The organism is Pseudomonas sp. TH31 (assembly GCF_016650815.1).
Taxonomy (GTDB): Bacteria; Pseudomonadota; Gammaproteobacteria; order Pseudomonadales; family Pseudomonadaceae; genus Aquipseudomonas.
The window spans coordinates 261,213-285,097 of the sequence record NZ_JAEKEZ010000038.1 but is presented as its reverse complement, the minus strand read 5'-3'; the positions used below and the strand labels follow the sequence as shown (position 1 = coordinate 285,097).

General features: G+C 61.4%; 12 protein-coding genes and 8 pseudogenes. 2 read left to right on the top strand and 18 right to left on the bottom strand.

Annotated features, from left to right (window positions below):
• Positions 1-161 precede the first annotated feature (161 nt).
• The 9 genes and pseudogenes from JFV26_RS31730 to JFV26_RS31690 all read right to left on the bottom strand — a co-directional run bounded on the left by JFV26_RS31730 (position 162) and on the right by JFV26_RS31690 (position 11,977).
• Positions 162-2,272: pseudogene (locus tag JFV26_RS31730) on the bottom strand (ATP-binding protein).
• Between the two features lie 284 nt (positions 2,273-2,556).
• Positions 2,557-3,191 (bottom strand): annotated as a pseudogene (locus JFV26_RS31725) (DUF799 domain-containing protein).
• Positions 3,192-3,211: 20 nt separating this feature from the next.
• Positions 3,212-3,583 carry a DUF4810 domain-containing protein gene (locus JFV26_RS31720; RefSeq protein WP_201197495.1) on the bottom strand — a complete coding sequence of 124 codons (372 nt, stop codon included), beginning with the start codon at positions 3,581-3,583 and terminating at the stop codon, positions 3,212-3,214.
• 30 nt (positions 3,584-3,613) lie between these two features.
• Positions 3,614-4,287: pseudogene (locus JFV26_RS31715) on the bottom strand (CsgG/HfaB family protein).
• Between the two features lie 423 nt (positions 4,288-4,710).
• A pseudogene (locus tag JFV26_RS31710) lies at positions 4,711-7,808 on the bottom strand (error-prone DNA polymerase).
• A complete protein-coding gene (locus JFV26_RS31705) occupies positions 7,784-9,199 on the bottom strand; it encodes a Y-family DNA polymerase (protein ID WP_201197494.1) in 1,416 nt (471 codons plus the stop codon). Before JFV26_RS31705 ends, JFV26_RS31710 begins: the two are co-directional and overlap by 25 nt.
• A 7-nt stretch (positions 9,200-9,206) precedes the next feature.
• A pseudogene (gene imuA / locus JFV26_RS31700) lies at positions 9,207-9,825 on the bottom strand (translesion DNA synthesis-associated protein ImuA).
• Positions 9,825-10,441, bottom strand: a pseudogene (lexA, locus tag JFV26_RS31695) (transcriptional repressor LexA). Before lexA ends, imuA begins: the two co-directional pseudogenes overlap by 1 nt.
• A 600-nt stretch (positions 10,442-11,041) precedes the next feature.
• Positions 11,042-11,977 (bottom strand): LysR family transcriptional regulator, encoded by a 936-nt coding sequence (locus tag JFV26_RS31690; RefSeq protein ID WP_201197492.1) that lies wholly within the window; start codon positions 11,975-11,977, stop codon positions 11,042-11,044.
• Positions 11,978-12,080: 103 nt separating this feature from the next.
• Between JFV26_RS31690 and JFV26_RS31685 the strand changes: the two genes are divergently transcribed.
• The gene (locus JFV26_RS31685) at positions 12,081-13,823 is read left to right on the top strand and encodes an amidohydrolase (protein WP_201197491.1); all 1,743 of its coding nucleotides are present in this window, start codon (positions 12,081-12,083) and stop codon (positions 13,821-13,823) included.
• Between the two features lie 96 nt (positions 13,824-13,919).
• The gene (locus JFV26_RS31680; protein ID WP_201197490.1) at positions 13,920-14,657 is read left to right on the top strand and encodes a TorF family putative porin; all 738 of its coding nucleotides are present in this window, start codon (positions 13,920-13,922) and stop codon (positions 14,655-14,657) included.
• Positions 14,658-14,881: 224 nt separating this feature from the next.
• Here JFV26_RS31680 and JFV26_RS31675 read toward each other — a convergent pair whose 3' ends face one another.
• The 9 genes and pseudogenes from JFV26_RS31675 to JFV26_RS31635 all read right to left on the bottom strand — a co-directional run bounded on the left by JFV26_RS31675 (position 14,882) and on the right by JFV26_RS31635 (position 23,872).
• Positions 14,882-15,166, bottom strand: a complete 285-nt coding sequence (locus tag JFV26_RS31675; protein WP_201197489.1) for a DUF971 domain-containing protein — start codon at positions 15,164-15,166, stop codon at positions 14,882-14,884.
• On the bottom strand, positions 15,163-16,125 hold the full coding sequence (locus tag JFV26_RS31670; protein ID WP_201197488.1) for a HEAT repeat domain-containing protein: 963 nt from the start codon (positions 16,123-16,125) through the stop codon (positions 15,163-15,165). Before JFV26_RS31670 ends, JFV26_RS31675 begins: the two co-directional genes overlap by 4 nt.
• The gene (locus JFV26_RS31665) at positions 16,122-16,970 is read right to left on the bottom strand and encodes an ABC transporter ATP-binding protein (protein ID WP_201197487.1); all 849 of its coding nucleotides are present in this window, start codon (positions 16,968-16,970) and stop codon (positions 16,122-16,124) included. Before JFV26_RS31665 ends, JFV26_RS31670 begins: the two co-directional genes overlap by 4 nt.
• Positions 16,970-17,750, bottom strand: a pseudogene (locus JFV26_RS31660) (ABC transporter permease). Before JFV26_RS31660 ends, JFV26_RS31665 begins: the two are co-directional and overlap by 1 nt.
• A gap of 182 nt (positions 17,751-17,932) precedes the next feature.
• Positions 17,933-19,351: an ABC transporter substrate-binding protein gene (locus tag JFV26_RS31655; RefSeq protein WP_201197486.1), complete on the bottom strand. Its 1,419-nt coding sequence runs from the start codon at positions 19,349-19,351 to the stop codon at positions 17,933-17,935.
• Positions 19,352-19,939: 588 nt separating this feature from the next.
• Complete coding sequence (locus tag JFV26_RS31650) at positions 19,940-20,185, bottom strand: 4Fe-4S dicluster domain-containing protein (protein ID WP_007946457.1); 246 nt, start codon at positions 20,183-20,185, stop codon at positions 19,940-19,942.
• Positions 20,186-20,221: 36 nt separating this feature from the next.
• Positions 20,222-21,951: pseudogene (locus JFV26_RS31645) on the bottom strand (fumarate reductase/succinate dehydrogenase flavoprotein subunit).
• Positions 21,944-22,714, bottom strand: a complete 771-nt coding sequence (locus JFV26_RS31640; RefSeq protein ID WP_201197485.1) for a GntR family transcriptional regulator — start codon at positions 22,712-22,714, stop codon at positions 21,944-21,946. The pseudogene JFV26_RS31645 and the gene JFV26_RS31640 overlap by 8 nt, the downstream one beginning before the upstream one ends.
• A gap of 189 nt (positions 22,715-22,903) precedes the next feature.
• Positions 22,904-23,872, bottom strand: coding sequence for a Gfo/Idh/MocA family protein (locus JFV26_RS31635; protein ID WP_201197484.1), 969 nt, complete (start codon positions 23,870-23,872; stop codon positions 22,904-22,906).
• Between the last annotated feature and the right edge of the window lie 13 nt (positions 23,873-23,885).

The window sequence follows — 23,885 nt, the reverse complement described above, 5'->3', positions numbered from 1 at the left end:
GCCTTAATTCAAGATGCATTGAAGGGATGCGATTCAACTGTAGGAGCTGCCGAAGGCTCGGGCCGCGTTCGGACGATCTTTTGACTTTGCTTTTTAGATCAAGATCAAAAGATCGTCCGAACGCGGCCCGAGCCTTCGGCAGCTCCTACAGGGGGTATGTGTTAATCGTTGAGGACCGTGCGCACCATCCGGGTCAGTGCTTGCGGCCCATACGGTTTGCTGAGCAGATGCGTGTCAGGGCTCAGTTGATGATTGCGCGAGATGATGTCCCGGGTGTGGCCGGAGGTAAACAGCACCGCCACCGCCGGCTCTTGCACTTTGGCCCAGGCCGCCAGGTCCGAACTCTTGATCAGGCCGGGCATGACCACGTCGGTGAAGATCAGGTCCACCGCCACGCCCTCCAACAACATCTGCATAGCGGTGTCACCGTTGCTGGCGGTCAGCACCTGATAGCCCTCTTCGCGTAGCAACTCCACCGCAGAAATGCGCACGGCTTCGTTGTCCTCCACCACCAGAATCGTTTCATGTCCGCCCCGTTGTTGTGGCGCGTGCACTGGCGTCTCATCGGGCAACGGTCCCAGGCTGCGCGGGAAATACAGCTGCACCCGAGTGCCCTCGCCGACCACGCTGTAAATTTCGATATGCCCGCCGCTCTGCTTGACGAAACCGAACACCATGCTCAACCCCAGGCCGGTGCCATGGCCGTCCGCCTTGGTGGTAAAGAACGGCTCGAACGCCTGGGCCAGCACCTGGGACGACATGCCCAGGCCGGCGTCGGTCACCGTCACTCGAAGGTAGTCACCGGCGACGATACCCTTGCCCTCGCAGAACGGGCGATCCAGGGCAATGTTCTCGGCGCTCAGGCCGATGGTGCCCTCGCCGCTCATGGCATCGCGGGCATTGATCGCCAGGTTGAGGATGGCGTTTTCCAGCTGATTGCGGTCGACATGGACGCGCCAGGCGTCGTCGGCGACGCGCACATTGATCTGGATGGTTTCCCCCAGCGCCCGTTGCAACAACTCTCCCAGCCCTTCGAAGATCTGTCGTGGGCCGCACACGGCCGGCGACAATGGCTGGCGCCGGGCGAACGCGAGCAGTTGCGAAGACAGCTTGGCCCCGCGCTCGACCGCCGCAATCGAGGCACTGACCCGGCGCTGCACGTTGGGGTTGTCCGGTTCATGGCGGGCCAGCAAATGCAGATTGCCGGCAATCACTTGCAGCAGGTTATTGAAGTCATGGGCCACACCGCCGGTGAGCCCGCCAATCGCTTCCAGCTTCTGCGCCTGGCGCAATTGCTCCTCGGCCGCCAGCCGCGCACCGACTTCGTCGGCCACCCGCTGCTCCAGATTGCGGGTGAACCTGAGCAAGGATTCTTCGGCGGTCTTGCGTTCGTGAATGTCAATCAACACCCCGGAAAGCGCAATGCCTTGCCCTGTTCATTGAACTCGCAACAGCCGCTGGCCAGCACCCACAAGTAGCTGCCGTCCGGGCGCAGCACCCGGTACTCGGCGTTATAAGGTGCTCCGTTTTGCACGGCTTGATCGACCTGCTCCTGAACCCAACTGCGGTCGTCGGGATGAATGCGCGATTCGGCGATGCTCGATGGCAGGTCGGCCAGATTATGCTCGGTGGGATAGGAATACGTGCGGGCAAAGCGCTCGTCGCCAGACAACACATTCGCTTCGATGTCCCAGACGAACGAACCGAGCAGGGCCCCGGCGTTGAGCGCCAGGCGCACGCGCTCGTTGTCGGCACGATAGGCGTACTCGGCTGCCTCGCGGCGGCGTTCGGAAATCACATGGGCGGTGGTCTCGACCACCATCGCCATGACCCCGGCAGGTCGCCCTTGATCATCGGCGACCGGGCTGTAATAGAGGTCCATCCAGACGTTTTCAGGTACACCGTCGCGCAGCAATACCAACTCTTTATTGCGAAAGGACAACGTACCACCGGCCAGGCAGGTATCCAGCACATGGCGGTTGAAGTCAGCCACTTCAGGCCAGCCCAGCTCTACCGGTGTGCCCAACAGGTAGGGATGGCGACCGCCTGCGAAAGTCGAATAGGCGTCGTTGTAAATCATGTAGCCGAGCCGTCCCCAGAGCATCACCATCGGCAAAGGCGAAGCCAGCACCAACTGCACCGCACTGCTCAGGCTGCGGGGCCAGCGATCAATGTTTCCAAGCTCGGTCTGGCTCCAGTCGAACGCGCGGATGCGTCCGGCCATTTCACCGTTCCAGCCGGCACACCCATGGCTATCAGATAGAAACTGCATCGCTGACTTTGCGTCCTGTAGTGGCACCCGTTTGTTTCGAGCACGGTGGGCGCCAATGGTTTCATGGAGGTATAGCTGATTCTCGCCTTTCCCTTTGGGAGCGGCTCTGGCAGCCATGCCGCAATCAACGACCCAGGCGGATGTTAGCCAGTTTTCAGGGGGACGGCGATGTCGAGAAAGGACTTCTCGAGGGCCTATTTGATGGAGGGAAGGAAACGCTTCCGGCCCGTAGGCGAATGATCGCTCCAACGCGCGGCGCGGGAACGATCATGGTCGGGACAGTATCAGTCAGTACCGTATTTCGGCGAACGCGGACCGTACAGCAAACCTGCCGGGTGGCCGGCTGACAGCAAGCGGTTGCTGGCGACACCGGCCATCGGGTAACCGGCATCGGTGGAGCTGTTGATGACCTGTTTCACTGCTGCCGTAATCAGCGCGCCGATCAACCCGCCACCACTGTTGTTACCCCCTCTTCGCTCGACGCACGCGCCGAGCCGGTCCACAAGGTGGTCCCCGTTTTCAGGTCCACCAGTTTTGCGGTAGCGGTAACTGCCGTTTCGCTGCTGATCACAATATAGTGAGTGCCGTACTCGGTCACTGTGATGTATAGCGCCGCGTCAGCACCGAAGATATTGCGCAACTTGTCGGCCGGGGCCTGGTGAATGTCTGCCGGTGTGGTCAGGCCGTTCTGGCGAAATGTTTCGTCGACCAGAGCTATCGGCAGCACGTAGTAACCCGCCTCAGCCAAGGGAAAGGTCACTTGGGACAGCATGCTGTAGGACGCCTTGACGTCCGGGGAATCGTTCAGCGGCGGCAGCACCAGAATGGTTTTCGGGCGGCTTTGCTTGTACGCCGAGTAGTCCACGGTCTTGGGGCTGACACAACCGCCAAGAACGGCCAGTGCCAGCAGGCCGGCCATCAGTTTCAATGAGCGCGAGATCATTTGACGTCTCCGGTTTTAGCGTTCTTGAGCAGAAAATCCATGTAGGTCCCGGACTCGGGAAACAACGTCTTCTCGGTTCGGAACTGCTGAACCATCTGATCATCCTTGCCCATGCTCAGGTACAACAGGCCCAAGTGGGCGTGGTAACCCGGTGGCGGCGTCTTGCCCGTCGAGGCAATTTTCTGCAAGTCACGCTCCAGGGCTTCGGCCTGTGCTTCCTTAGGAGTTTCACCCTTGAAGTACTCATAGACTTGCGGCTGGTAGCTTTCCCACTGGTACAGGGTTTTCGGGCCGCTGTTGCAACCGGCCAGCAACGCGCTGCCCGACAGAGCCAATGCCATCAATGGCCACGACAGATACTTGTTCATACGATTTGCGCTCCTTGTCATCGACCTTGATCAGTTACCCGGTTTCCACGCACCGGAGTTCATGCCATCGACCAGGCGATTGATCGCCTCACGCATCGCCAGGTCGAGCACTTTGCCGTTGAGCGTCGAATCGTAGGACGCCGTGCCGCCGAAACCGACGACTTCGCGGTTGGACAAGGCGTATTCGCCCGCACCCTGGGTCGAATAGACGACTTCCGAGGTGCTGATGTTGACGATGTTCAGGTTGACCTTGGCGTACGCCACTTGGGTCTTGGCACGACCGAGAATGCCGAACAACTGCTGATCGCCGGTTTCTTTGCGACCGAACTCGGTGACGTCGCCGGTTACCACGTAGTCAGCACCCTTGAGGCGCTGAACCTGGCCCTTGATCGACGCTTCTTGCTGGATCTCGCCCATGTTGTCGCGGTCCAGCACGCTGAAGCGGTTGGTCTGCTGCAAGTGAGTAATCAGAATGGTCTTGGCCTGACCGCCGAGGCGATCTACGCCGTCGGAAAAGATCCCGCGCATGTAACTCGAACGGTTATCAAACTTGCCCACCGCCATCGGTACGCGAACCCCGGCCCAGGCCTGGGTGGCGCTTTCGACTTTTTCTACCGGCAAAGCCGGGAGCTTTCGGTTGCACACCCGCTGACCGCGCTCAATACGACAATCGCTGCCCCTGATACCAACATCCGAGAGATCATTCTCACTGTGCATTCCTTCTGAAGTGCTGTTGATCCCGGCACGGCAATGGCCAACCGCTGCGGGTTGCAGCGACGAAAAAGCGATGGGGATTTGGATCAAAAATCGACGTTTGGCACGTCGGCGGCCAGCATTATGCCAAAGTGCCATCACCTGTAACAGCGTTTAAATACTTTGGCGTCAGATCGTTGACATCCTACTGATCGCTCCCACGCTCTGCGTGGGAATGCCTCAAGGGACGCTCCGCGTTCCAATGGGACGCGGAGCGTCCGGGCTGCATTCCCACGCAGAGCGTGGGAACGATCAATGTAGGAGCTGCCGAAGGCTGCGATCTTTTGGCGGCCTTAAGATTGTCGAAGATCAAGATCAAAAGATCGTCCGAACGCGGCCCGAGCCTTCGGCAGCGCCTACAGGGGGAATGCACATCAGCGGAAATCCCGGCTGCGCACGCTGATGCCGTCGAGCAGCGGGCTCAGGTCGCTCAGCCGTCCGGCAATCAAATGCCGAACCTCACCTTCCCTTTCCCAACGCCCATCAACCTTGAGCAACTGCGACCCCACCAACACCTGGCGCTGCCGCTCGGCCAGGTCGCGCCAGACCACCACGTTGACGTTGCCGAACTCGTCCTCAAGGGTCACGAAGGTTACGCCGCTGGCGGTGCCCGGGCGTTGGCGGCCGGTCACCAGTCCGGCGACGCTGACGGGCCGACCATGCTCGACGTCGAGTAATTCCTTCGAGCTGCGGCAACGCCGGGCCTTCAATTCGGCGCGTAATAACGCCAGCGGATGCGGACCGAGGGTGGTGCCAACCGCCGCGTAATCAGCCTGCAAGTCTTCACCCACGGTAGGTGTTGGCAGCGACACCTCGGGTTCTTCCTGACGCGCTAGCCCCGCAAACAACCCGAGTTGTTTCTGCACCCCGGCCACTTCCCAGCGCGCGCGATGACGGTCGCCGGCCAATCCGCGCAAGGCCCCCGCATCGGCCAGTTGTTCCTGGGCACGGGCATCGAGTTGCGCCCGTTCGCCCAGATCGGCGATGTCGGCAAATGCGCCCCTCGACCGTGCGCCCTCGATGCGCCGGGCATCGTCTTCGCGAAAGCCCTTGATCATCCGCAAGCCCATGCGAATCGCCGGTTGCGCCCCGGCGACCGGCTCCAGGCTGCAATCCCAATCGCTGGCGCATACATCCACCGGGCGAATCTGCAAATGATGCCGGCGGGCGTCCTGCAGAATCTGGTCCGGGCTGTAGAAGCCCATCGGCCAGCTGTTGATCAGCGCACAGGCGAAGGCTGCCGGTTCGTGGCATTTGAGCCAGCAACTGGCGTAGGTCAGCAAGGCGAAACTGGCAGCGTGGGACTCGGGGAAACCGTAGCTACCGAAGCCTTTGATCTGTTCAAAAATCTGCGCGGCGAATTCTGCCGTGTAGCCGTTTTTCTTCATCCCGGTGGCCAGACGCTCCTTGTGCGGTTCCAGCCCGCCATGGCGTTTCCAGGCCGCCATTGAACGGCGCAACTGATCGGCCTCGCCGGGACTGTAGTCGGCGGCAACGATGGCGATCTGCATCACCTGTTCCTGAAACAGCGGCACGCCAAGGGTGCGTTTGAGCACCGTTTCCAGTTCCGGGGAGGGATAGACCTCGGGTTCTTCCTTGTTTCGACGGCGCAGGTACGGATGCACCATGCCGCCCTGAATCGGCCCCGGACGGACAATCGCCACCTCGATCACCAGGTCATAGAAATTCACCGGTTTGAGCCGGGGCAACATTGACATCTGCGCCCGGGACTCGATCTGGAATACGCCGATGGTGTCGGCACGACCAATCATTTCGTAGGTCGGCGCGTCTTCAGGCGGGATCGTCGCCAGGCTCAGGTCAAGGTTGCGGTGGCGGCGCAGCAGATCGAAACAGCGGCGAATCGCGCTGAGCATGCCCAGCGCAAGGATATCGACCTTGAGCAAACCGACCGCGTCGAGATCGTCCTTGTCCCACTGGATGATCGTGCGCTCGGCCATCGCCGCGTTTTCCACCGGCACCAGGCTGTCCAGCGGCTGCTCGGAAATCACGAAGCCGCCGGGGTGCTGGGACAGGTGCCGGGGAAAGCCGATCAACTGCCCGGTCAGGCTCAAGACCCGATGCAGCACCGGGCTCTCGGGGTCGAACCCGCCTTCCAGCAGACGCTCGACCGGCGGGGTCTTGTCACTCCAGTGGCCACAACAGTCGGCCAGGGCGTTGACCTGATCCGGCGGCAGGCCCAACGCCTTGGCCACATCGCGCACCGCGCCGGCCGCGTGGTAAGTGCTGACGACGGCGGTCAGTGCGGCGCGGATGCGGCCATAGCGCTGGAACACGTACTGCAAGACTTCTTCGCGCCGCTCGTGCTCGAAATCCACGTCGATGTCCGGCGGCTCGTTGCGTTCCTTCGAGAGGAAGCGTTCGAACAACAATGTGGTGCGATCCGGATCGATTTCGGTGATTCCCAAGGCATAACACACCGCCGAGTTGGCCGCCGAACCCCGGCCCTGACAGAGGATTTTTGCGTACGGGCGAAACGCACGATGTCGTGAACCGTGAGGAAATAGCTTTCGTAGCCCAACCCGGCGATCAACGCCAGTTCCTTGTCGATCTGCGTCAGCACTTCGGCTTTCGGCCCTTTGGACCAGCGCCACTGGATGCCCTCTTCGGTCAAATGACGCAGCCAGGAAGTGGCCGAATGCCCCTCAGGCACCAGTTCCCGGGGATATTGATAACGCAACTGGCCCAGATCGAAGGTACAGCGCCGGGCAATGTTCAGTGTTTCGTCGAGCAAGGCTGGCGGGTAGAGATCGCCCAAGGCGTCGAGGCTGCGCAGGTGCCGCTCGCCATTGGGGTGCAGGCGTAATCCGGCCGCGGCCACCGGCAGGTGATGGCGGATCGCGGTCATGGTGTCCTGCAAGGCGCGCCGGCCACGGGCGTGCATGTGCACATCACCACTGGCCACCGCCGGGATTCGCAGTTCCCTTGCCAACGTCAGCAACGCGTTTAATCGCCGGGTATCGTCCTGCCCGCGATGCAACTGGACCGCCAGCCACAAACGTTCGGCAAAGACCTGTTTCAACCAGAGGCCCTGTTCAAAGGCATCGACCGCATCCGGGACCCACAACGCCAACAGCCCCGCCAGCGGTTCGTTGAAGTCGTCCCGCAGTACTTGGTACTGGCCTTTGTGCGTACGGCGTCGGGCGCGAGTGATCAATCGGCACAACGCCTGATAGCCCTCAAGGTTTTCCACCAGCAGCACCAGTTTCGGCCCATCCTCGATGCGTATTTCGCTGCCGATGATCAGCGGCAGTTCCACCGACCTGGCCGCTTGCCAGGCGCGGACGATACCGGCCAGGGTGCATTCATCGGTGATCGCCAGCGCCTGATAGCCCTGTTGTTTCGCCCGTTGGAAAAGCTCCTGAGCGCTGGAAGCCCCGCGCTGGAAACTGAAGTTCGACAGGCAATGCAGTTCGGCATACTCGACGCTCATGCGAACCAGCCTTGCAGCCACAACGGGCCACCCTCGCCCACCACTCGGTAGGCCCAGCCCTGTTGGCCGGCGCGGGTCTGGATCAGGTAATAATCGCGGCGTACATCGGCGCCGTCCCACCAGCCGGACTCAATGCGTTCCGGCCCCATCAGGATGCGTGCCGAACCTTCGTGCACCGCCAATGGCTCGGTCAGCAGCCAGCCCGGCCGCTGAACGGCCGGCAAGCCGCCGCAAAGTTGACTGTCGACGGTGGTTTGCCACGCGCACTCGGGACGGTGATCGGCCTGGAAGCGCAAACCCTGCACTGCCTCGTCCCCCAGCCGGGCCCGCAGACGTTCGCGCAACTGCTCCCAGGGCAAGGACTGCTGCACACGGTCGTCAAACAGTTCCTGACGCTGGGGCACAAAGCTCGGCAGGTCTTCGGCGCGCAGGCGAAAACCGCGTACAGGGGCCTCGACCTGCACCTGTTCCAATCGGCCACGGGCCAGCTCAAAGAGCATCGCCGGATCGCGCTCGGCGCTGAGCAGCCCGACCTTGATCAGCGTGTCCGGCAACCCGGCGTGCTCCAGGTGCAGGTCGAAACGCTGCACGCCACTGTCCCGGCCGCAGAGAAACGCCGACAGATCGCCGGTCAGCCGGCGTAATGGAAACAGCAATGCCTGATGGGATTGCACGTCGAAGTTGAGTTCGATGCGCACATCGAAGCGGTCCGCCGGCAGGTAGAACGCCAGGGCCAGGTGCCGCAAACCGAGCAAGGCGTCCAGATGCTTGAGCACCTGGGCCTCGAAACGCCGGGCCAGGGTGTGCCGCGGCAGCGCCTGCACCTGACTCAAGGTGCGCAGGCCCATACGTGATAATGCCGTGGCCACCGTCGGTTCCAGGGCGATGCGGTCGACGGGTAATTGCCCCAGGTGATAGCGCAAGGCTTGATCGTCCGGCACGACCAGACCGTCATAAACATTGGCCAGCACCCGCGCGGCCACCGGGTTCGGCGCGGCGACAATTCGATGGCGAAAGCCCAGCTCGGTGAGTTCGGTGCGCAAGCGTGCTTCGAACTGCGGCCAGGCACCAAACAGGCCCAGGCTCGATTCGATTTCAAACACCACGGCACGCGGGTAATGCACGCTGACCTGGGAACTGAAGCGATAGGCCCAGGCCGCGAGAAACTGCTGCCAGTGTTCGATCTCGGCGACGTCGTATTCGGCGCTGACAAAACCTTTGCTCAAGGCCTGGGCGGCGCTCATGGACTGGCCGGGGTGCAAACCGAGCGCCCGGGCCGGGCCGTTAACCGCTTGCAACACGCGGCGCTGGGGCGGGCCGGTCAGCAGCGCCAGCGGCTCATCGGGGTCGGGGCGCTGACGCAGTACCGCGTCCAGCGCCAGTTGCGGAAAAAGAATGCAGACCCAGCGCATGGCAACCTCAATGTGCCATGGCAAAGGCAATCCGGTGCCGTACGGGCCAGCCCGCCCCGGCACTTCAAGACCCGCAACTGCGCAGGCTTGGCGTCGATGGCAATGCGCAGGGCCGCCGGCGAAGGGTTGACCGCTTCGGCCAGCGAGCGATAGGCAAACGCCAGGGTCGAGCCGGTTTCCGCCGCCACCTGCAAGCGCCGCAGCGCCCGGTCATCGGCCTGGTGTGGCCAACAGAGCACCGCGCCGCAACTGCCCGAACGCAGGCATTGTTCCGCCGCCCACAGCGCATCGCGCTCGCTGGCCTGGATGATCGATAACTGGCGTAGATCGACCCCGGCGTTCTGCCAGGCCTGAGGGTACGGCACGTACGGCGGCGCGATCAGCACGATGCGCTCGCCCGCCGCCGACAACCGCGCCAGCGCTGGCCACACCAGTTGCAACTCGCCGACGCCCTGCCCGGTCAACAGGATTTCGGTCAACGCCGCTTCCGGCCAGCCTCCGGTCGGCAGCGCGGCATCCAGCGCGGCATGCCCGGTGGGTTGCGGGCTGACGGCCGGGGGTGCAGGCCGGCCCTTCCAGACCTGGCCGCCATTGAACAGCGTATCCAGCGCAACGACGGCGCCCATCACCCTTGCCTCACCAGACCGCAGAACACCCCTTCGATAGCCAGGTCCTGATCGGCTTCGACAATGATCGGCTGATAGGCCGGGTTGCGCGGCAGCAACCGCACCCTGTCGCCGATCCGTTCGAAGCGCTTGATGGTGACTTCGCCGTCAAGCCGCGCCACCACGATCTGGCCGTTGAGCGCCTCCGGGTTGCGATGCACGCCCACCAGGTCGCCGTCGAGAATGCCGTCCCCGATCATCGAATCGCCCTGGACCCGCAGCATGTAGTCCGGCACCTGGGAGAAGATCGACGGGTCGAACAGCAAACGGCTGTGGACCTCGGCATCCGCGCCAATCGGCGCACCCGCCGCCACCCGACCGAGCACCGGGATCTCCAGCAGCTCGGGCCGCGCCGGTTGCCCGAGCAAACGAATGCCCGGGCCTGATGTGGGTTGACCTCGATAAAACCGGCTTCGGTCAGCGCCAGCACATGCTTGCGCGCCACGCTGCGGGAGGCAAAACCAAAGGCCTCGCTGATTTCAGCGAGGCTCGGGGACTGACCGTGCTCCGCGATTCGATCACGGATAAAGGTCAGGATGGCGGTGCGGCGGGGAGTGAGAGTCGTCATGGAGTACATTTGTACTCTTTCGGCATTTTCCTGACAAGTACCTGTAGGAACTGTGCAGGAACTTATGTAGGAGCTGTCTTGTGAAACGAGGCTGCGATCTTTTGATCTTGCTCTTTAAAAACAACGTCAAAAGATCGCAGCCTCGTTTCACTCGACAGCTCCTACAGGGGACCCAGTACAAAGGAGACTTGGTACAAAGGGGACCCGGTACAAAGAAGACCCCGTACAAAGGGGACCCGGTACAAAGGAGACCCGGTACAAAGAAGACCCCGTACAAAGGGGACCCGGTACAAAGAAGACCCCGTACAAAGGGGACCCGGTACAAAGAAGACCCCGTACAAAGAAGACCCCGTACAAAGGAGACCCGGTACAAAGAAGACCCCGTACAAAGGGGACCCGGTACAAAGAAGACCCCGTACAAAGGGGACCCGGTACAGAGAAGACCCCGTACAAAGGAGACCCGGTACAAAGAAGACCCCGTACAAAGGGGACCCGGTACAAAGAAGACCCCGTACAAAGGGGACCCGGTACAAAGAAGACCCCGTACAAAGGAGACCCGGTACAAAGGGAGTCCAGATACAAGGGGGCCAGATACAGGGGTAAGCCAAGTCAATGACGAGCGCAGTCATCCCCCAAGCCACGGGCCGCCAGAAACCCTGCGATGTAATCGATAAACGCCAGCACTTTCGCCGTCGCCCGCCGGTGGCTCGGGTACACCGCCAGAATGTGCGGCCCAAAGCTGTCCGGGTCGATGTCATAGTCGGCCATCAGCCGCACCAGCCGACCGTTGGCGATGTACGGCGCGGCGCTCCATAACGGCGTGTGCAGCAAGCCGCGCCCGGCCAGGGCATTGGCCAGCAGCAAGTCGTAATTGTCGCTGCGCAATCGCGGCGACTGCGGTTGCGGCAGGCTCAGGCGCTGGCCGTCGCGCTCGGCCCACCAGAATTCGCGGCTGAGCAGCGGGTGGCGATACAGCAGCCATTCGTGCTGATCGAGGGTTTGCGGCGTCACCGGCAAGCCCTTGCGTGCCAGATAGGCCGGGCTGCCGCACAACGCCAGGCGATTGCTGCCGACAACCCGGGCGATCAACCCCGGCAAGTTGTCGTGCCCCTCGCGCAGGGCCAGGTCATAGCCGCTTTCCAGCAAATTGACGAACTCATCGCACAGGTCCACTTGCAGGTTGATCTGCGGGTATTGCTCAAGGAAACCGCCGCAGACTTGGTCAAGAAACGCCTGCCCATAGGCCAGCGGCGCAGTGATTTTCAGGCTGCCGCGCAGACCATGCTGCATTTGCTCGACTTCCTCACCGGCCTCCTCCAGTCGCTGCAACACTTGCCGCGCGGTTTCCAGGTAAAGCCGCCCGACTTCCGTGAGCAAAATCCGCCGGGTGCTGCGTTCAAACAGCCGGGCGCCGAGTTCGGCTTCGAGGTGATTGACCGCTTTGGTCAAGGCCGACGGGGTTTTGCCCAGTTGCTCGGCGGCGCGGCTGAAACTGCCGAGCTGCGCGGTGACCACGAACATTTTTAATGCACCCAACTTGTCCATGCTTTTTCCATTCCGGCAAAAACGTTTTTCGTGAGGGAGACGTTCTGCTGCGGCTGAGCAGCCACTAATCTGGCCATCAGACGCAATAACAAGGAAATGTTCAATGAAAAGATTCATCCCGAATCTGTTGGTGGCCGCCGTTAGTTTTGCCTCGATGGAAGCCATGGCGGGCACCGATCTGGTGCTACTCAACGGCAAGATTTTCACCGCCGACCGCGCCCAACCGCAGGTGCAGGCCTTGGCGGTGGAGAACGGCAAGGTGCTGAAAGTCGGCACGGATGCGCAGATCAAGGCCTTGATCGAGTCAGGCACCCAAGTCGTCAACCTCGACGGCAAGACGCTGATGCCCGGCCTGATCGACAGCCATTCCCACGCGATTTTCGGTGGACTGGAAATGGTCTCGGCGAACATGGAAGACGAGGTGGTCGACCTCGACGAGCTGGAAAAACGCCTGCGTGGCTGGCGTGACGACGGCAAGGCCAGGCACGGCGATGTGCTGAGCGTGGCCGGCATGAGTTCCGCTTACTGGGCGCAGGCCGAAGCCTTCGGCAAGAAATTCAACAGTGGCGAATGGGCCACGGTGCCGGTGGTGTTCACCGGCAGCGACCACCACACCGCATGGGCCAACAACGTCATGCTGAAACGCGCCAGCATCGATGCCGAGCTGCTGAAAAACCTGCCTGATGCCGAGAAAGATACCCTCGGCAAACTCGCCGATGGCAGCCCCAATGGATTCATGGTCGACGCCGGTTGGGACCGGGTCGCCTCGAAAATGCCGGTGCCGAGCGCCGCCGACATGCTCAAAGCCGCGCAATCGGCCATGCGCTACAACAACAGCCTCGGTATCACCGCGTGGATGGACCCCGCCGCCAACGCCGCGCCCGGCGAACCGGTATTCGCACTCAAGCCGACCGAGAAAACCGTTGGCGTACTGCCCGCCTATAAAGCGCTGTCCGAAACCGGTGATATGACCGTCCACGTCGCCGCGCTGCTGGTGGCCAACCCGAAAAGCGTGCCGGCCGATCTCGACACCCTGGACAAGGTCCGCCAGCAATTCCAGGGCATTCCCAACCTGACGCTGCCGGGGATCAAGATCTTCGCCGACGGCGTGATTGAATACCCGGCGCAGAGCGCGGCGATGATCGACCCGTACACCAACTCGCACAAACAGGGTGAGTTGCTGATCGATCCGAAGCATTTCGGCGAACTGGTCAGCGCCATCGATCAACGCGGCTGGCTGGTGCACATCCACGCGATTGGCGACCGTGCGGTGCGCGAATCCCTGAACGGCATCGAGCAGGCGCGCAAGGATCGCCAGAGCGGCATCACTCACTCGATCACCCACCTGCAAATGGTCAACCCGAAAGAGTTCGCACGCTTCAAACCGCTGAACGTGATCGCTTCAATGCAACTGCTATGGGCCAGCGCTGACGATTACACCACGGACATGATCAAGCCCTACGTCAGTGCGTTGGCCTTCCGCTATCAATACCCGGCGCACTCGCTGTTGAAACAGGGCGCGACGATTGCCGGCGCCAGTGACTGGCCGGTGTCCTCGCCAAATCCGTTTAATGCCATGGCCCAAGCCATCACGCGGGTCGGCCCGCTGGGCGTGCTCAACGCCGATGAACGTCTCGACCGGGAAACGATGTTCTACGCCTATACCCTCAACGCTGCCCGGACCATCGGGCTGGAGAAGCAGATCGGTTCGCTGACCGCTGGCAAGCAGGCTGACTTCATCGTGCTCGACCGCGATGTGTTCACCGTCGATGAAAAAGCCCTGCACGACACCCAAGTGCTGCAAACCTGGTTCGCCGGTCGCGAAGTCTACGCACCGACCCTATAAGAAAACCCTTTGCTGCCCGCCCCGCGCTTGTCGCCGGGGTATGGCGCAGCCTTGTCCGCTATCTGCCCAAAACAATCACAACAAAGGCACTGCCCCATGAAAGCGCTCACCCTGTTCGCCCTCGGATCCTTGAGCCTGTTGCCCTTGAGCAGCCAGGCGATCCCCTTGAATGATGATTTTTCCGTGCAAGTGGACCTGACCCTGGCCAGCGACTATCGAACCCGTGGCATCTCGCAAACCCAGAACGACCCTGCCGTGCAGGCCGGCGCCACCCTGGCCCATGGCAGCGGTTTGTATGTGGGGGTGTGGAGTTCGAATGTCGACTTCGGCGGCGGTCTGAAAACCCGGCAAGAACTTGATTACTACACCGGCTGGCTATGGCAGGCGACCGATGCGGTTAGCCTGGACGTCGGTTATCTCAAATATGCTTATCCGAAAGAGAGCCAGTTCAACCAGAGCGAGGTCTACGGGATTCTCAGTGCCTACGGCGTGAAACTCGGGGCTTATTACTCGGCGGATGCACCGGGCATCGACAGCAAACAGAGCACGTTGTACAGCTACATCGGCTACGAAACCGAATTGCCCTATGGGCTGGGCCTGAAGCTGCGCTACGGCGAAATGGACTTCAAGGACCCGCGTTTGTACGCCTCTGACGGCCATGCCGAGGACGCGTACCACGAATGGGAAGTGAAGCTGAGTCACGAACTGGCCGGAGTGATGCTGGGGTTGAGCTACATCGATACGGATTTGTCGCAGAGCCAGTGCATCAGCAATTGGGGTTATGGCGATGTGTGTACGGCGACGGTGGTGGCGAGCATCAGCCAATCCTTCTGACCACCACAACCCCCCTGTAGGAGCTGCCGAAGGCTGCGATCTTTTGACTTTGCTTTTTAAAGACAAAGATCAAAAGATCGTCCGAACGCGGCCCGAGGCTGCGCCAGCTCCTACGCCCATTGCGCAGTGCCAGGAATGGCGGCAGGACGCTACCTCTGTAGGAGCGAGGCTTGCCCGCGAAGGCGGCTTACCTGACAAAACGCTTTCGCGGGCAAGCCTCGCTCCTACAGGTTTGGGGTCAATCCTGAGAGGTAGGGCCAGGGGTAGATGCCGCGTTCGTGGCCGTCGCTGAAGACCAGTTGCAGGCCGTAACCCTGGGGATTCAACTCGACCACCCGAATCCGCGAATCGACTTTCACCGTCAGGCCTTGCAACCGGAACGCCCGGCATTGCGAACACGGGCACTGACGGCGCAACTCGGCATGGTCGAGCAATTGTTCGCGCCCATCCGGCCAGTTCAACCGCAATTGCTGTTTGTTCCGGGAATTACCGACGGCCAGCGGATTCATTGCAACTGACTCAAGGCAATCCGCACCGCTTTGCGCACTTCCGGGTCGCCATCATCCTGGGCGGCCTGCAATGCGGCGATGGCTTGGCGATCATTCAACTCGCCCAACGCCAGCGCCGCTTCCTTGCGCAGGTTGCTGATGCGATGGCCTAACGTTTCGATCAACCCTTCAAGCGCCGGGACATAGCGCAAGCGGCCGAGGCTGCGGGTGGCGCGCAGGCGGACTTGCCAGTAATCGTCGCTCAAGGCCTCGATCAATGCCGGACCGGCGTCAACGTGGCCAACCTTACCCAAGGTGGTGGCCGCTTCTTCGCGCACTTGCCAGGCGTGATCCTGCAAGGCCTGGCGCAGGGCCGGGAGGACTTGACTGTCGGACGCCAGGCCGAGGGCGCCGGTAGCGGCGCGGCGGACTTCAGTGTCCGGATCGTCGCTGGCCAATCGGGCCAGGGCCGGCAACGCATCGAGCTGCTTGAGCCAGCCGAGCACGCCGACGGCTTCGCGGCGCACGCTGGCATCTTTATCGTTTAAAGCACCCAACGCAGCGCCAGCGGCATCGGCAAAACGCAACTCGCGCAAGGCCCTGAACGCGGCGATGCGCACGTTGACCTCGGCATGCCCGGTCCACGGCAGAATCACCCGGCCCGCGGCTTCACTCTTGAGCAGGCTGAGGCTTTGCGCGGCAGCTGCTTGCACGGTCAACGATGAATCGGTCAGCGCCTGGCACAACGCTTCAACCACCGGTTCATCCTCCCAGGCTTCCAGCAGCCGGGCGGCTTCGGCGCGGACGTCTTCGGTCGGGTCTTGCGCCAGGCGATCGACCAGCCAAAGCAAACCTTCCGGCTCTTCAAGATCAGCCAGTTCGATCAGCGCGATGCGGCGCACGCCAGGGTCTTCGTCGGTCAGGCGCAGTTGCAGGACAAGGATGTCGGCGTTATCGGTCACATCGAATAGAGAGGTCATAGGGCAAACCGCGGCAGTTTGTTTTCAGGGGGAAGTCCGAGGGGGTTCAGGCGGGGTAACTGCCGACCGTCCTCGTGACGCAGCAACTCGAGGCAATGACGCTTCAAGCGGGAAAATTCGTGGCTTGTCACCCGTTCGGTGGTGCGTGGACGGGGGCAGTCCAGGTGCAGATCTTCGATGATTCGACCCGGCCGCGAACTCATCACCAGCAGGCGATCAGCGAGGAACAGCGCCTCGTCGATGTCATGGGTGACGAACACCACGGTGGTGCGAATTCGCATCCAGATGTCCAGCAACAGTTCCTGCATGTTCAGCCGGGTCAGGGCGTCGAGGGCGCCGAAGGGTTCGTCCATCAGCAACAGCCGTGGGCGGTTGATCAGCACCCGGGCGATTTCGACCCGTTGCTGCATGCCACCAGAGAGCTGATCCGGCCAGCGTTCGGCAAAGCCTTGCAACCCCACTGACGCCAGGATTTCATCGGCAGCTTTATGGCGTTCGACTTTGCCGATACCGCGCATTTTCAGGCCGAAAGCGACGTTGTCGCGCACCGTGCGCCAAGGGAACAGCGTGTGGTGCTGGAACACCATGCCGCGCTGGGGTGATGGGCCTGAGATCGGCGCGCCATCGACGGTCAAGGTGCCGGAACGCGGTTGCAGGTGCCCGGCCAGAGCGCCGAGCAACGTGGATTTACCGCAACCGGAGGGTCCGAGAATACACACGAACTGCCCCGCTTCGATTTGACAATCCAGGCCTTGAACGGCTTCGAACGTCGCGCGGCTCTCCCCCAGGCTGATCGACAAGCCGTGAATCTCGATTCGCCCTTGCGGGTGTTGAAAGACGCTCATCAGGCTTTTCCTCGTGGTCGATGCCAAGGCGTGAACAAGCCGCCAAGGCGTTTGATCAGCAGGCTGCTGCCCATCCCGAGCAGGCCGATCAGCAACATGCCGACGACGATGTCGGCGTAGTTCTGGATGGTGTAGGACTCCCAGGTGTAATAGCCGATGCCGTACTGGCCGGAGATCATTTCGGCGGTGACCAGGCAGAACCACGAAGTGCCCATGCCGATGGCCAGGCCGGTGATGATGCTCGGCGCGGCGCCGGGCAGGATCACTTCCAGCAAGATCGCCCGGCGCCCGGCCCCAAGGCTTTTGCTGAAGCAATCAGCCGTGGGTCGACACCTTCGACGCCGTGCACGGTGTTGAGCAGGATCGGGAACAGCGCGCCGGTAAAGGTGATGAAGACCATCGACAGTTCTGACGAGGGAAACATCAGGATCGCCAGGGAATCCAGGCCACTGCAGGGATCGGTCTTAATACTTCCAGCGGTGGCAGCAACACGTCCTCGGCCCATTTCGAGCGGCCGATGGCCAGGCCCAGGGCGATGCCGATGATCAGCGCCGCGAGGTAACCGGCGAAGACCCGACTGAGGCTGGCGGCGAGATGTTGGCCGAGCCTGCCGGAGTCGCCGAGGCCCAACGCGGCGTGGATCACGGCCAGTGGGCTCGGGACGTTGGCGAAGGTGACCAGGCCAAGGTTCCAGTGACCGCTCGCTGCGAGTTGCCAGAATAAAAGGCAGAGCAGCAGTGAGGCGGCTCGGGGGAGCCAGCGCAAATAGGATCCGGACATACATAACTTCCAATGACGAACACATCACCCTGTAGGAGCTGCCGAAGGCTCGGGCCGCGTTCGGACGATCTTTTGATCTTGCTTGTGATCTTCATCGGCACCGAAAAGATCAAGATCAAAAGATCGTCCGAACGCGGCCCGAGCCTTCGGCAGCTCCTACGGGGAACCGGTGTAAGGGCCTTTTATCGGGTGGCAACGGCCTGGGTGGTGGCATCGGTGAAGTCGAAGACTTTGCCGCCCTGGGCCGTGGCGAATTGTTGGGCCTGGCCCTTGAGCAGGAACGCACTGAGCCGGCCTTTCGCGTCACTGGCAAACCACGCCTGATCGGCCAGCAACTTGATCCCGCTGTCACTCGCCTGGGCATACACGGCGCGGATGTTTTTGCCGTCCTGCTTCAGGGCAGCCAACGCAGTGAACGCCGATTCCGCCGAAGCGTACTGCCGGACTTTCGGCTCGCCGCGCACCCAAATTTGCGCCACATGGCTGAAATCGCTGATGGTCTTGCCGCTCGACGCATCCACTGCCTTGAGCGGCGCCTGCGCGTAGTTGGCCAGTTGCGCGGTGTAATCCAGGTTCGAAGCCTTGAACGCGGCGCGAATGTATTGATCGTCAATAAACGTATTGAGATCGAGCCCGCGATCAGCCTTTTTCAGCAGCTTGAGGGTATCGATGGCCGTACCCAGCGCCTGACGGTATTCCGGTTTCCAGCTCAGGTCGCGGGTCTGCACGCCCAGTGGACCGTGGAACAGGTAATTGACCTCGGCGTCGACTCCGGTGACTTTGGCGATCAACTCGCTGTACTTCTCCGGCTCCGCGGCCAGCAGCTGATTGGCCTCGATGCTCGCCCGCAGGTAAGCCACGACGATTTCCGGGTACTTCCTGGCGTAGGCCTGATCAACCAAAGCACCATGGAACGTCGGCGCATTGGCCTGGGCACCGTCATAAATCTTGCGGGCGAAACCACGACTGGGGAACAGTTCAGCGAACGGCACAAAGTCGGCGTGGGCATCGATCTTCCCGGCCTGCAACGCCGAGCCGGCAACTTCCGGCGGCTGGGCGATGATGTTCACGTCCTTGAGCGGGTCCCAGCCCTGGGCAGCCACGGCACGCAACAACATGCCGTGCGCGGTGGAAGCGAACGGCACGGAAATGGTCTTGCCCTTCAACTCCGCCAGCGACTGCACGCCCGACGCGCTCGGCACCACGATGCCGTTGCCGCTGCCTTTGATGCTGCCCGAGAGCACGCTGATAAACAGGCTGTGCTTACCGACGGTTTCAAACGCCACGCCGTTGAACGCGCCGGGGAAATCGGCCATGGCGCCGAAGTCGAGCTTGCCGGCGACCATCTCGTTGGTCAGAGGCGCGCCGCTGGTGAAGTTCTTCCACTCCACCTCGTAGTTGGCGTCTTTGTATTGGCCATCGTGGGGCAGGTATTTATCCAGCAGCCCGAGTTCACGAATCAACAGACCGCCCGCGGCGCAATTGATGGTGGTGTCCTGGGTGCCGATGGCAATGCGGATGGTTTCAGCCGAAGCCGGCAAGGTGAATGAGGCCAGTACCAGACCGGCTAATGCTGCACGTAGCAATGTTTGCAAAGACATGGGTGAATCCCCTCGAATCGTTTTCAGGATATTCGTCTCCGCCGCGATCAGGGCGCGGTGGGAAACGAGGGGTGTTTTGAATCTGGCGTCCGGTGCTGCCGGATGGCTTTTAGCGTTGTTTGGGCTGGCCTCATCGTCGGAACGCCGCCCGGAGCAAGCTCGCTCCCACAGTTGATCGTTGGTGAGCGCGGTATCTGTGTTCGACTTCGATCCAATGTGGGAGCGGGCTTGCTCGCGAAAGCGGCGGGTCAGTCAACATCAATGCTGGATATACCGACGCCTTCGCGAGCAAGCCCGCTCCCACAGTTGATCGTTGGTGAGCGCGGTATCTGTGTTCGACTTCGATCCAATGTGGGAGCGGGCTTGCTCGCGAAAGCGGCGGGTCAGTCGGCATCAATGCTGGATATACCGACGCCTTCGCGAGCAAGCTCGCTCCCACAGTTGATCGTTGGTGAGCGCGGTATTTGTGTTCGACTTCGATCCAATGTGGGAGCGGGCTTGCTCGCGAAAGCGGCGGGTCAGTCGGCATCAATGCTGGATATACCGACGCCTTCGCGAGCAAGCCCGCTCCCACATTGGAACTGTGTTTCAGCGCAACAGGTACGGGATTTCGACTTTCACCGCTCCGGTCGGGCAGTCCTTTTCACAGGGCATGCAGTACCAGCATTCGTCGAACGCCATGTAGGCCTTTTGCGTGGCCGGGTTGATCGCCAGCAGGTCCATCGGGCAGACGTCGACGCACACGGTGCAGCCTTTGTGGGCGATGCACAGGTCCTCATCGACCGTAACCGGCGCGTTGGAGCGGAAGAAGATTTCCTGGGGTTGATAGGCCATGGTTCGGACTCTCCTGGTGCTCTCTTGGTTTAGGCGTCAGGCCGCAAACGCGCCGACCCGCAGCCGGTCGTAAGCCTGCATTTCTTCGGCATCGAGCGGGATGATGTAAGGCTCGACGGCTTTCTTGAAACTGCTCATCTGGCCGTCGTCGCCCTTCTTCAGGTGGCAATGGCAGAACCAGTCGCTGTCGTTGCGTTGCGGGTGGTCGACCCGGTAGTGGTAAAGCCCCCAGCGACTTTCGGCGCGAAACAACGAGGCCCGGCGGCCATCTCGGCGCAGTCGCGGATCATGCTGACTTCCATCGCGCGCATCAGTTCGTGGGCGTTATGGGCCTTGATCTGATCGAGGTCGCGCTGGATATCGCTGAAGCGTTGCAGGCCGATTTGCATCTTCCTGGTCACTTTCGGCGGTTGCAGGTAGTCATTCACCAAGCGCCGCAGCTTGTATTCGACCTGGGCTGGTGGCAGACCGTGTTCGCGGTCCAGTGGCGCGTAGACCCTTAGTTTTTCCGTTTCGATCTGCTGGGTATCGACCGAGGAAAATTCGCGCCCGGCGACAAAGTCCGCCGCGTTGGTGCCGGCAAACCAGCCATAAGTGAACGCACCAAGCATGTAGTTGTGCGGCACCGCCGCCATGTCACCCGCCGAATACAAACCCTTTACCGAGGTCTCGGCCCGCTCGTTGACCCAAACCCCCGACGCTGAATGACCGCTGCAAAAGCCGATTTCGGAGATATGCATCTCGACCATTTGCGTTCGGTAGTCGGTGCCACGATTGGCGTGGAACTGGCCGCGACTCGGGCGCTCGTTGCTGTGCAGGATCTCTTCGATGTTCTGGATGGTTTCCTCGGCCAGGTGATCGAGCTTGAGAAACACCGGGCCGTTGCCGCTTTCGAGTTCCTGATGGAACTCCCACATCATCTGGCCGCTCCAGTAGTCGCACTCGATAAAGCGCTCGCCCTTGTTGTTGGCGGTGTAGCCACCCAATGGACCGGTGACGTAGGCGCAGGCCGGGCCGTTGTAATCCTTGATCAACGGGTTGATCTGGAAGCATTCGAGGTTCGCCAGCTCGGCACCGGCGTGATACGCCATCGCGTAACCATCACCGGCATTGGTCGGGTTTTCGTAGGTGCCCATCAGGTAACCTGAGGATGGCAAACCCAGGCGCCCGGCAGCGCCGCAGCAGAGGATCACGGCTTTGGCCTTGATCACATGGAAATCGGCAGTGCGGCAATCGAAGCCCATCACACCGTTGACCGCGCCCTCTTCGTCCTTCAGCAAACGGGTGCAGACCAGCCGATTGGTGATGCTCACTCGCGCCCGCTTCAACTGGCGATACAGGACTTTCTTGATGTCGTGCCCTTCGGGCATCGGCAGCACGTAGGCGCCCATGTGATGGACCTTTTTCACCGCGTAGTCGCCGGTTTCGTCCTTCTCGAACTTCACGCCCCAACGGTCCAGTTGCTCAATGGTTTCGAAACTGTGAGTCGCGTAGGCATACACCGCTGCCTGATTGACGATGCCGTCGTTGGCGATGGTGATTTCCTTGGTGTACTGCTCCGGCGTCGAGTGGCCGGGAATGATCGCGTTGTTCAACCCGTCCATGCCCATGCTGATCGCGCCGCTGCGTTTGACGTTGGCCTTGTCGATCAGCAACACCCGCAAATCGCGGTTGCGCTCCTTGGCCTTGATCGCCGCCATGGGACCTGCGGTGCCGCCGCCGATCACGACGATGTCGTATTCCTGCTCCAGAGTGGCTCTAGTCATGGCGTTGCGAGTCATGCCTGATCCCCTTTTGCCGGTCGATCCGCAAGCGGTACTGGAAGGCATCACCGCGGTAGTAAAGGTGTTCGAAGTCCACGGGCTGACCGCTGGCGTCGTGGGTCAGGCGCTCGATGCGCATGATCGGCGAGCCGGGTTCGACGTTCAGCGCCTGGGCCAGGTCGCTGTCGGCCAGCACCGCGTCGATGGCCAGGTCGGCATGTCCGAGGGCCAGTGCGCAGTCGTTTTCCAGGATCAGGAAGATGTCGCGGGTGACGAGGTCAGCCTTCTCCAGCCGCTCGCCGATGGCGTTGGGCAGGTAGGTGATTTCCAGCGAGATCGGCTCACGGTTGATCAGCCGTACGCGTTTGATCTGCGCCACGGTTTCGCCTTCGGCGACCTGCAAACGTTCGGCGACCAGTTTGTCGGCGGCGATGAATTTGAAGCTGCGCAGGCGGTTGATCACCTCGTAGCCGCGACCGGTCATGGACTCGGCCAGGCCTTGCAGGGTGCTGACGTTCTGGAACGTCCTGGGTTTGGCAACGAAGGTGCCTTTGCCGTGAATCTTGAAGATCAACCCTTCTTTTTGCAGATCGCCGAGGGCCTGGCGCACGGTGATGCGGCTGACTTTGAACAGCGCACCGAGTTCGCTTTCGGACGGCATCTGGCTGTCTTGCGGGTATTCGCCGTCGAGGATCCGGGCACGGAGCACGTCGCGCAGTTGAGTGTGCAGGGGGACGCTGCTTAGGGAGAGAACGTTATCGGTCATCTGGGATCACTTGTCATAACGAGTTATGACGTGATCTTAGAGAGATGAGGCGGGGGTTGAGAAATACTGTTTGAGCATAAGGTTAGATTCGGGTCAAAAGCAAAATCAAAAGATCGCAGCCTTCGGCAGCTCCTACAGGGGATTGCGTACACCTGTAGGAGCTGCCGAAGGCTGCGATCTTTGATCTTTTCAGCCGCGCTTGAGAATCTGGTCCATCACCCAATCGGTTTTCAGCGCCTCTGCGGCCACCGCCGGGTACTGCACTTCGCCACGGATATGCGCATTCATCCCCAGCACGTGGTGCCACTGGATATGTTCGTGATGGTCGATGTGCAGGCTGATGTTTTCCTCGGCTTCAAGCTGAACGGGATGCTGATCAAACACCGAAAAGCTGATCCGGCCCTTGCTGCCAATCACCTCAACCCGATCCTCACGCCGATCCGCCACAAAATTCCAGCAGCCCATCCCCGTAGCACCCGACGCAAAGCGCCAACTGGCGCTGACAGCATCTTCAGCCGCATACAACCCGGCTTGCCGCGCAGTAAAACCGGCGACTTCAGTGATGTCGCCGAGCAAGTACTGAAACAGGTCGAAGCCATGGCTGGCGAGATCGGCAAAGTAGCCGCCGCCGGCAATCGCCGGGTCGGTGCGCCAGTTGTCGCTGCCACCCAGATCGGCCGGCGACGGAGCCTTGGTCAGCGTCCAGGTCAGGTGCCGAACCTCGCCGATCCGCCCTTCTTCCAGCCATTGCCGAACTTGCTGGAAGCGCGGCAACGAACGTCGGTAGTAGGAAACGAACAGGTGCAAACCGGCAGCGCTGAATACCTGTTGCATCTCACGGCTCTGCCCGGCATTCAGCGACATCGGTTTTTCGACGCAACAATGTTTACCGGCGGCGGCAACCATCAGGGCGTAACCGAGGTGACTGTCGGGTGGCGTGGCGATGTACACCGCGTCCACCTCGGGGTCGTTGATCAGCGACTCGGCATCGGTGTAGACCCGGGCGATACCGTGGCGTGCGGCATAATCGGTCACCGCCTCCAGCCGTCGTCCCATCACCGCCACCAGCGCCGAACCGGGCGCCTTGTAAAACGCCGGCCCGCTCTTGCGTTCGGTGACATCCCCACAACCAATCATGCCCCAGCGCACCACGTTCATATTCACTCCTTGA

What these genes read in the sequence shown, in the direction of transcription:
- JFV26_RS31640 (WP_201197485.1), bottom strand. Translation starts at nt 22,714, where the DNA reads ATGACCGATAACGTTCTCTCCCTAAGCAGCGTCCCCCTGCACACTCAA.
- JFV26_RS31690 (WP_201197492.1), bottom strand. Translation starts at nt 11,977, where the DNA reads ATGGACAAGTTGGGTGCATTAAAAATGTTCGTGGTCACCGCGCAGCTC.
- JFV26_RS31635 (WP_201197484.1), bottom strand. Translation starts at nt 23,872, where the DNA reads ATGAACGTGGTGCGCTGGGGCATGATTGGTTGTGGGGATGTCACCGAA.
- JFV26_RS31665 (WP_201197487.1), bottom strand. Translation starts at nt 16,970, where the DNA reads ATGAGCGTCTTTCAACACCCGCAAGGGCGAATCGAGATTCACGGCTTG.
- JFV26_RS31705 (WP_201197494.1), bottom strand. Translation starts at nt 9,199, where the DNA reads ATGCGCTGGGTCTGCATTCTTTTTCCGCAACTGGCGCTGGACGCGGTA.
- JFV26_RS31675 (WP_201197489.1), bottom strand. Translation starts at nt 15,166, where the DNA reads ATGAATCCGCTGGCCGTCGGTAATTCCCGGAACAAACAGCAATTGCGG.
- JFV26_RS31655 (WP_201197486.1), bottom strand. Translation starts at nt 19,351, where the DNA reads ATGTCTTTGCAAACATTGCTACGTGCAGCATTAGCCGGTCTGGTACTG.
- JFV26_RS31685 (WP_201197491.1), top strand. Translation starts at nt 12,081, where the DNA reads ATGAAAAGATTCATCCCGAATCTGTTGGTGGCCGCCGTTAGTTTTGCC.
- JFV26_RS31670 (WP_201197488.1), bottom strand. Translation starts at nt 16,125, where the DNA reads ATGACCTCTCTATTCGATGTGACCGATAACGCCGACATCCTTGTCCTG.
- JFV26_RS31650 (WP_007946457.1), bottom strand. Translation starts at nt 20,185, where the DNA reads ATGGCCTATCAACCCCAGGAAATCTTCTTCCGCTCCAACGCGCCGGTT.
- JFV26_RS31680 (WP_201197490.1), top strand. Translation starts at nt 13,920, where the DNA reads ATGAAAGCGCTCACCCTGTTCGCCCTCGGATCCTTGAGCCTGTTGCCC.
- JFV26_RS31720 (WP_201197495.1), bottom strand. Translation starts at nt 3,583, where the DNA reads ATGAACAAGTATCTGTCGTGGCCATTGATGGCATTGGCTCTGTCGGGC.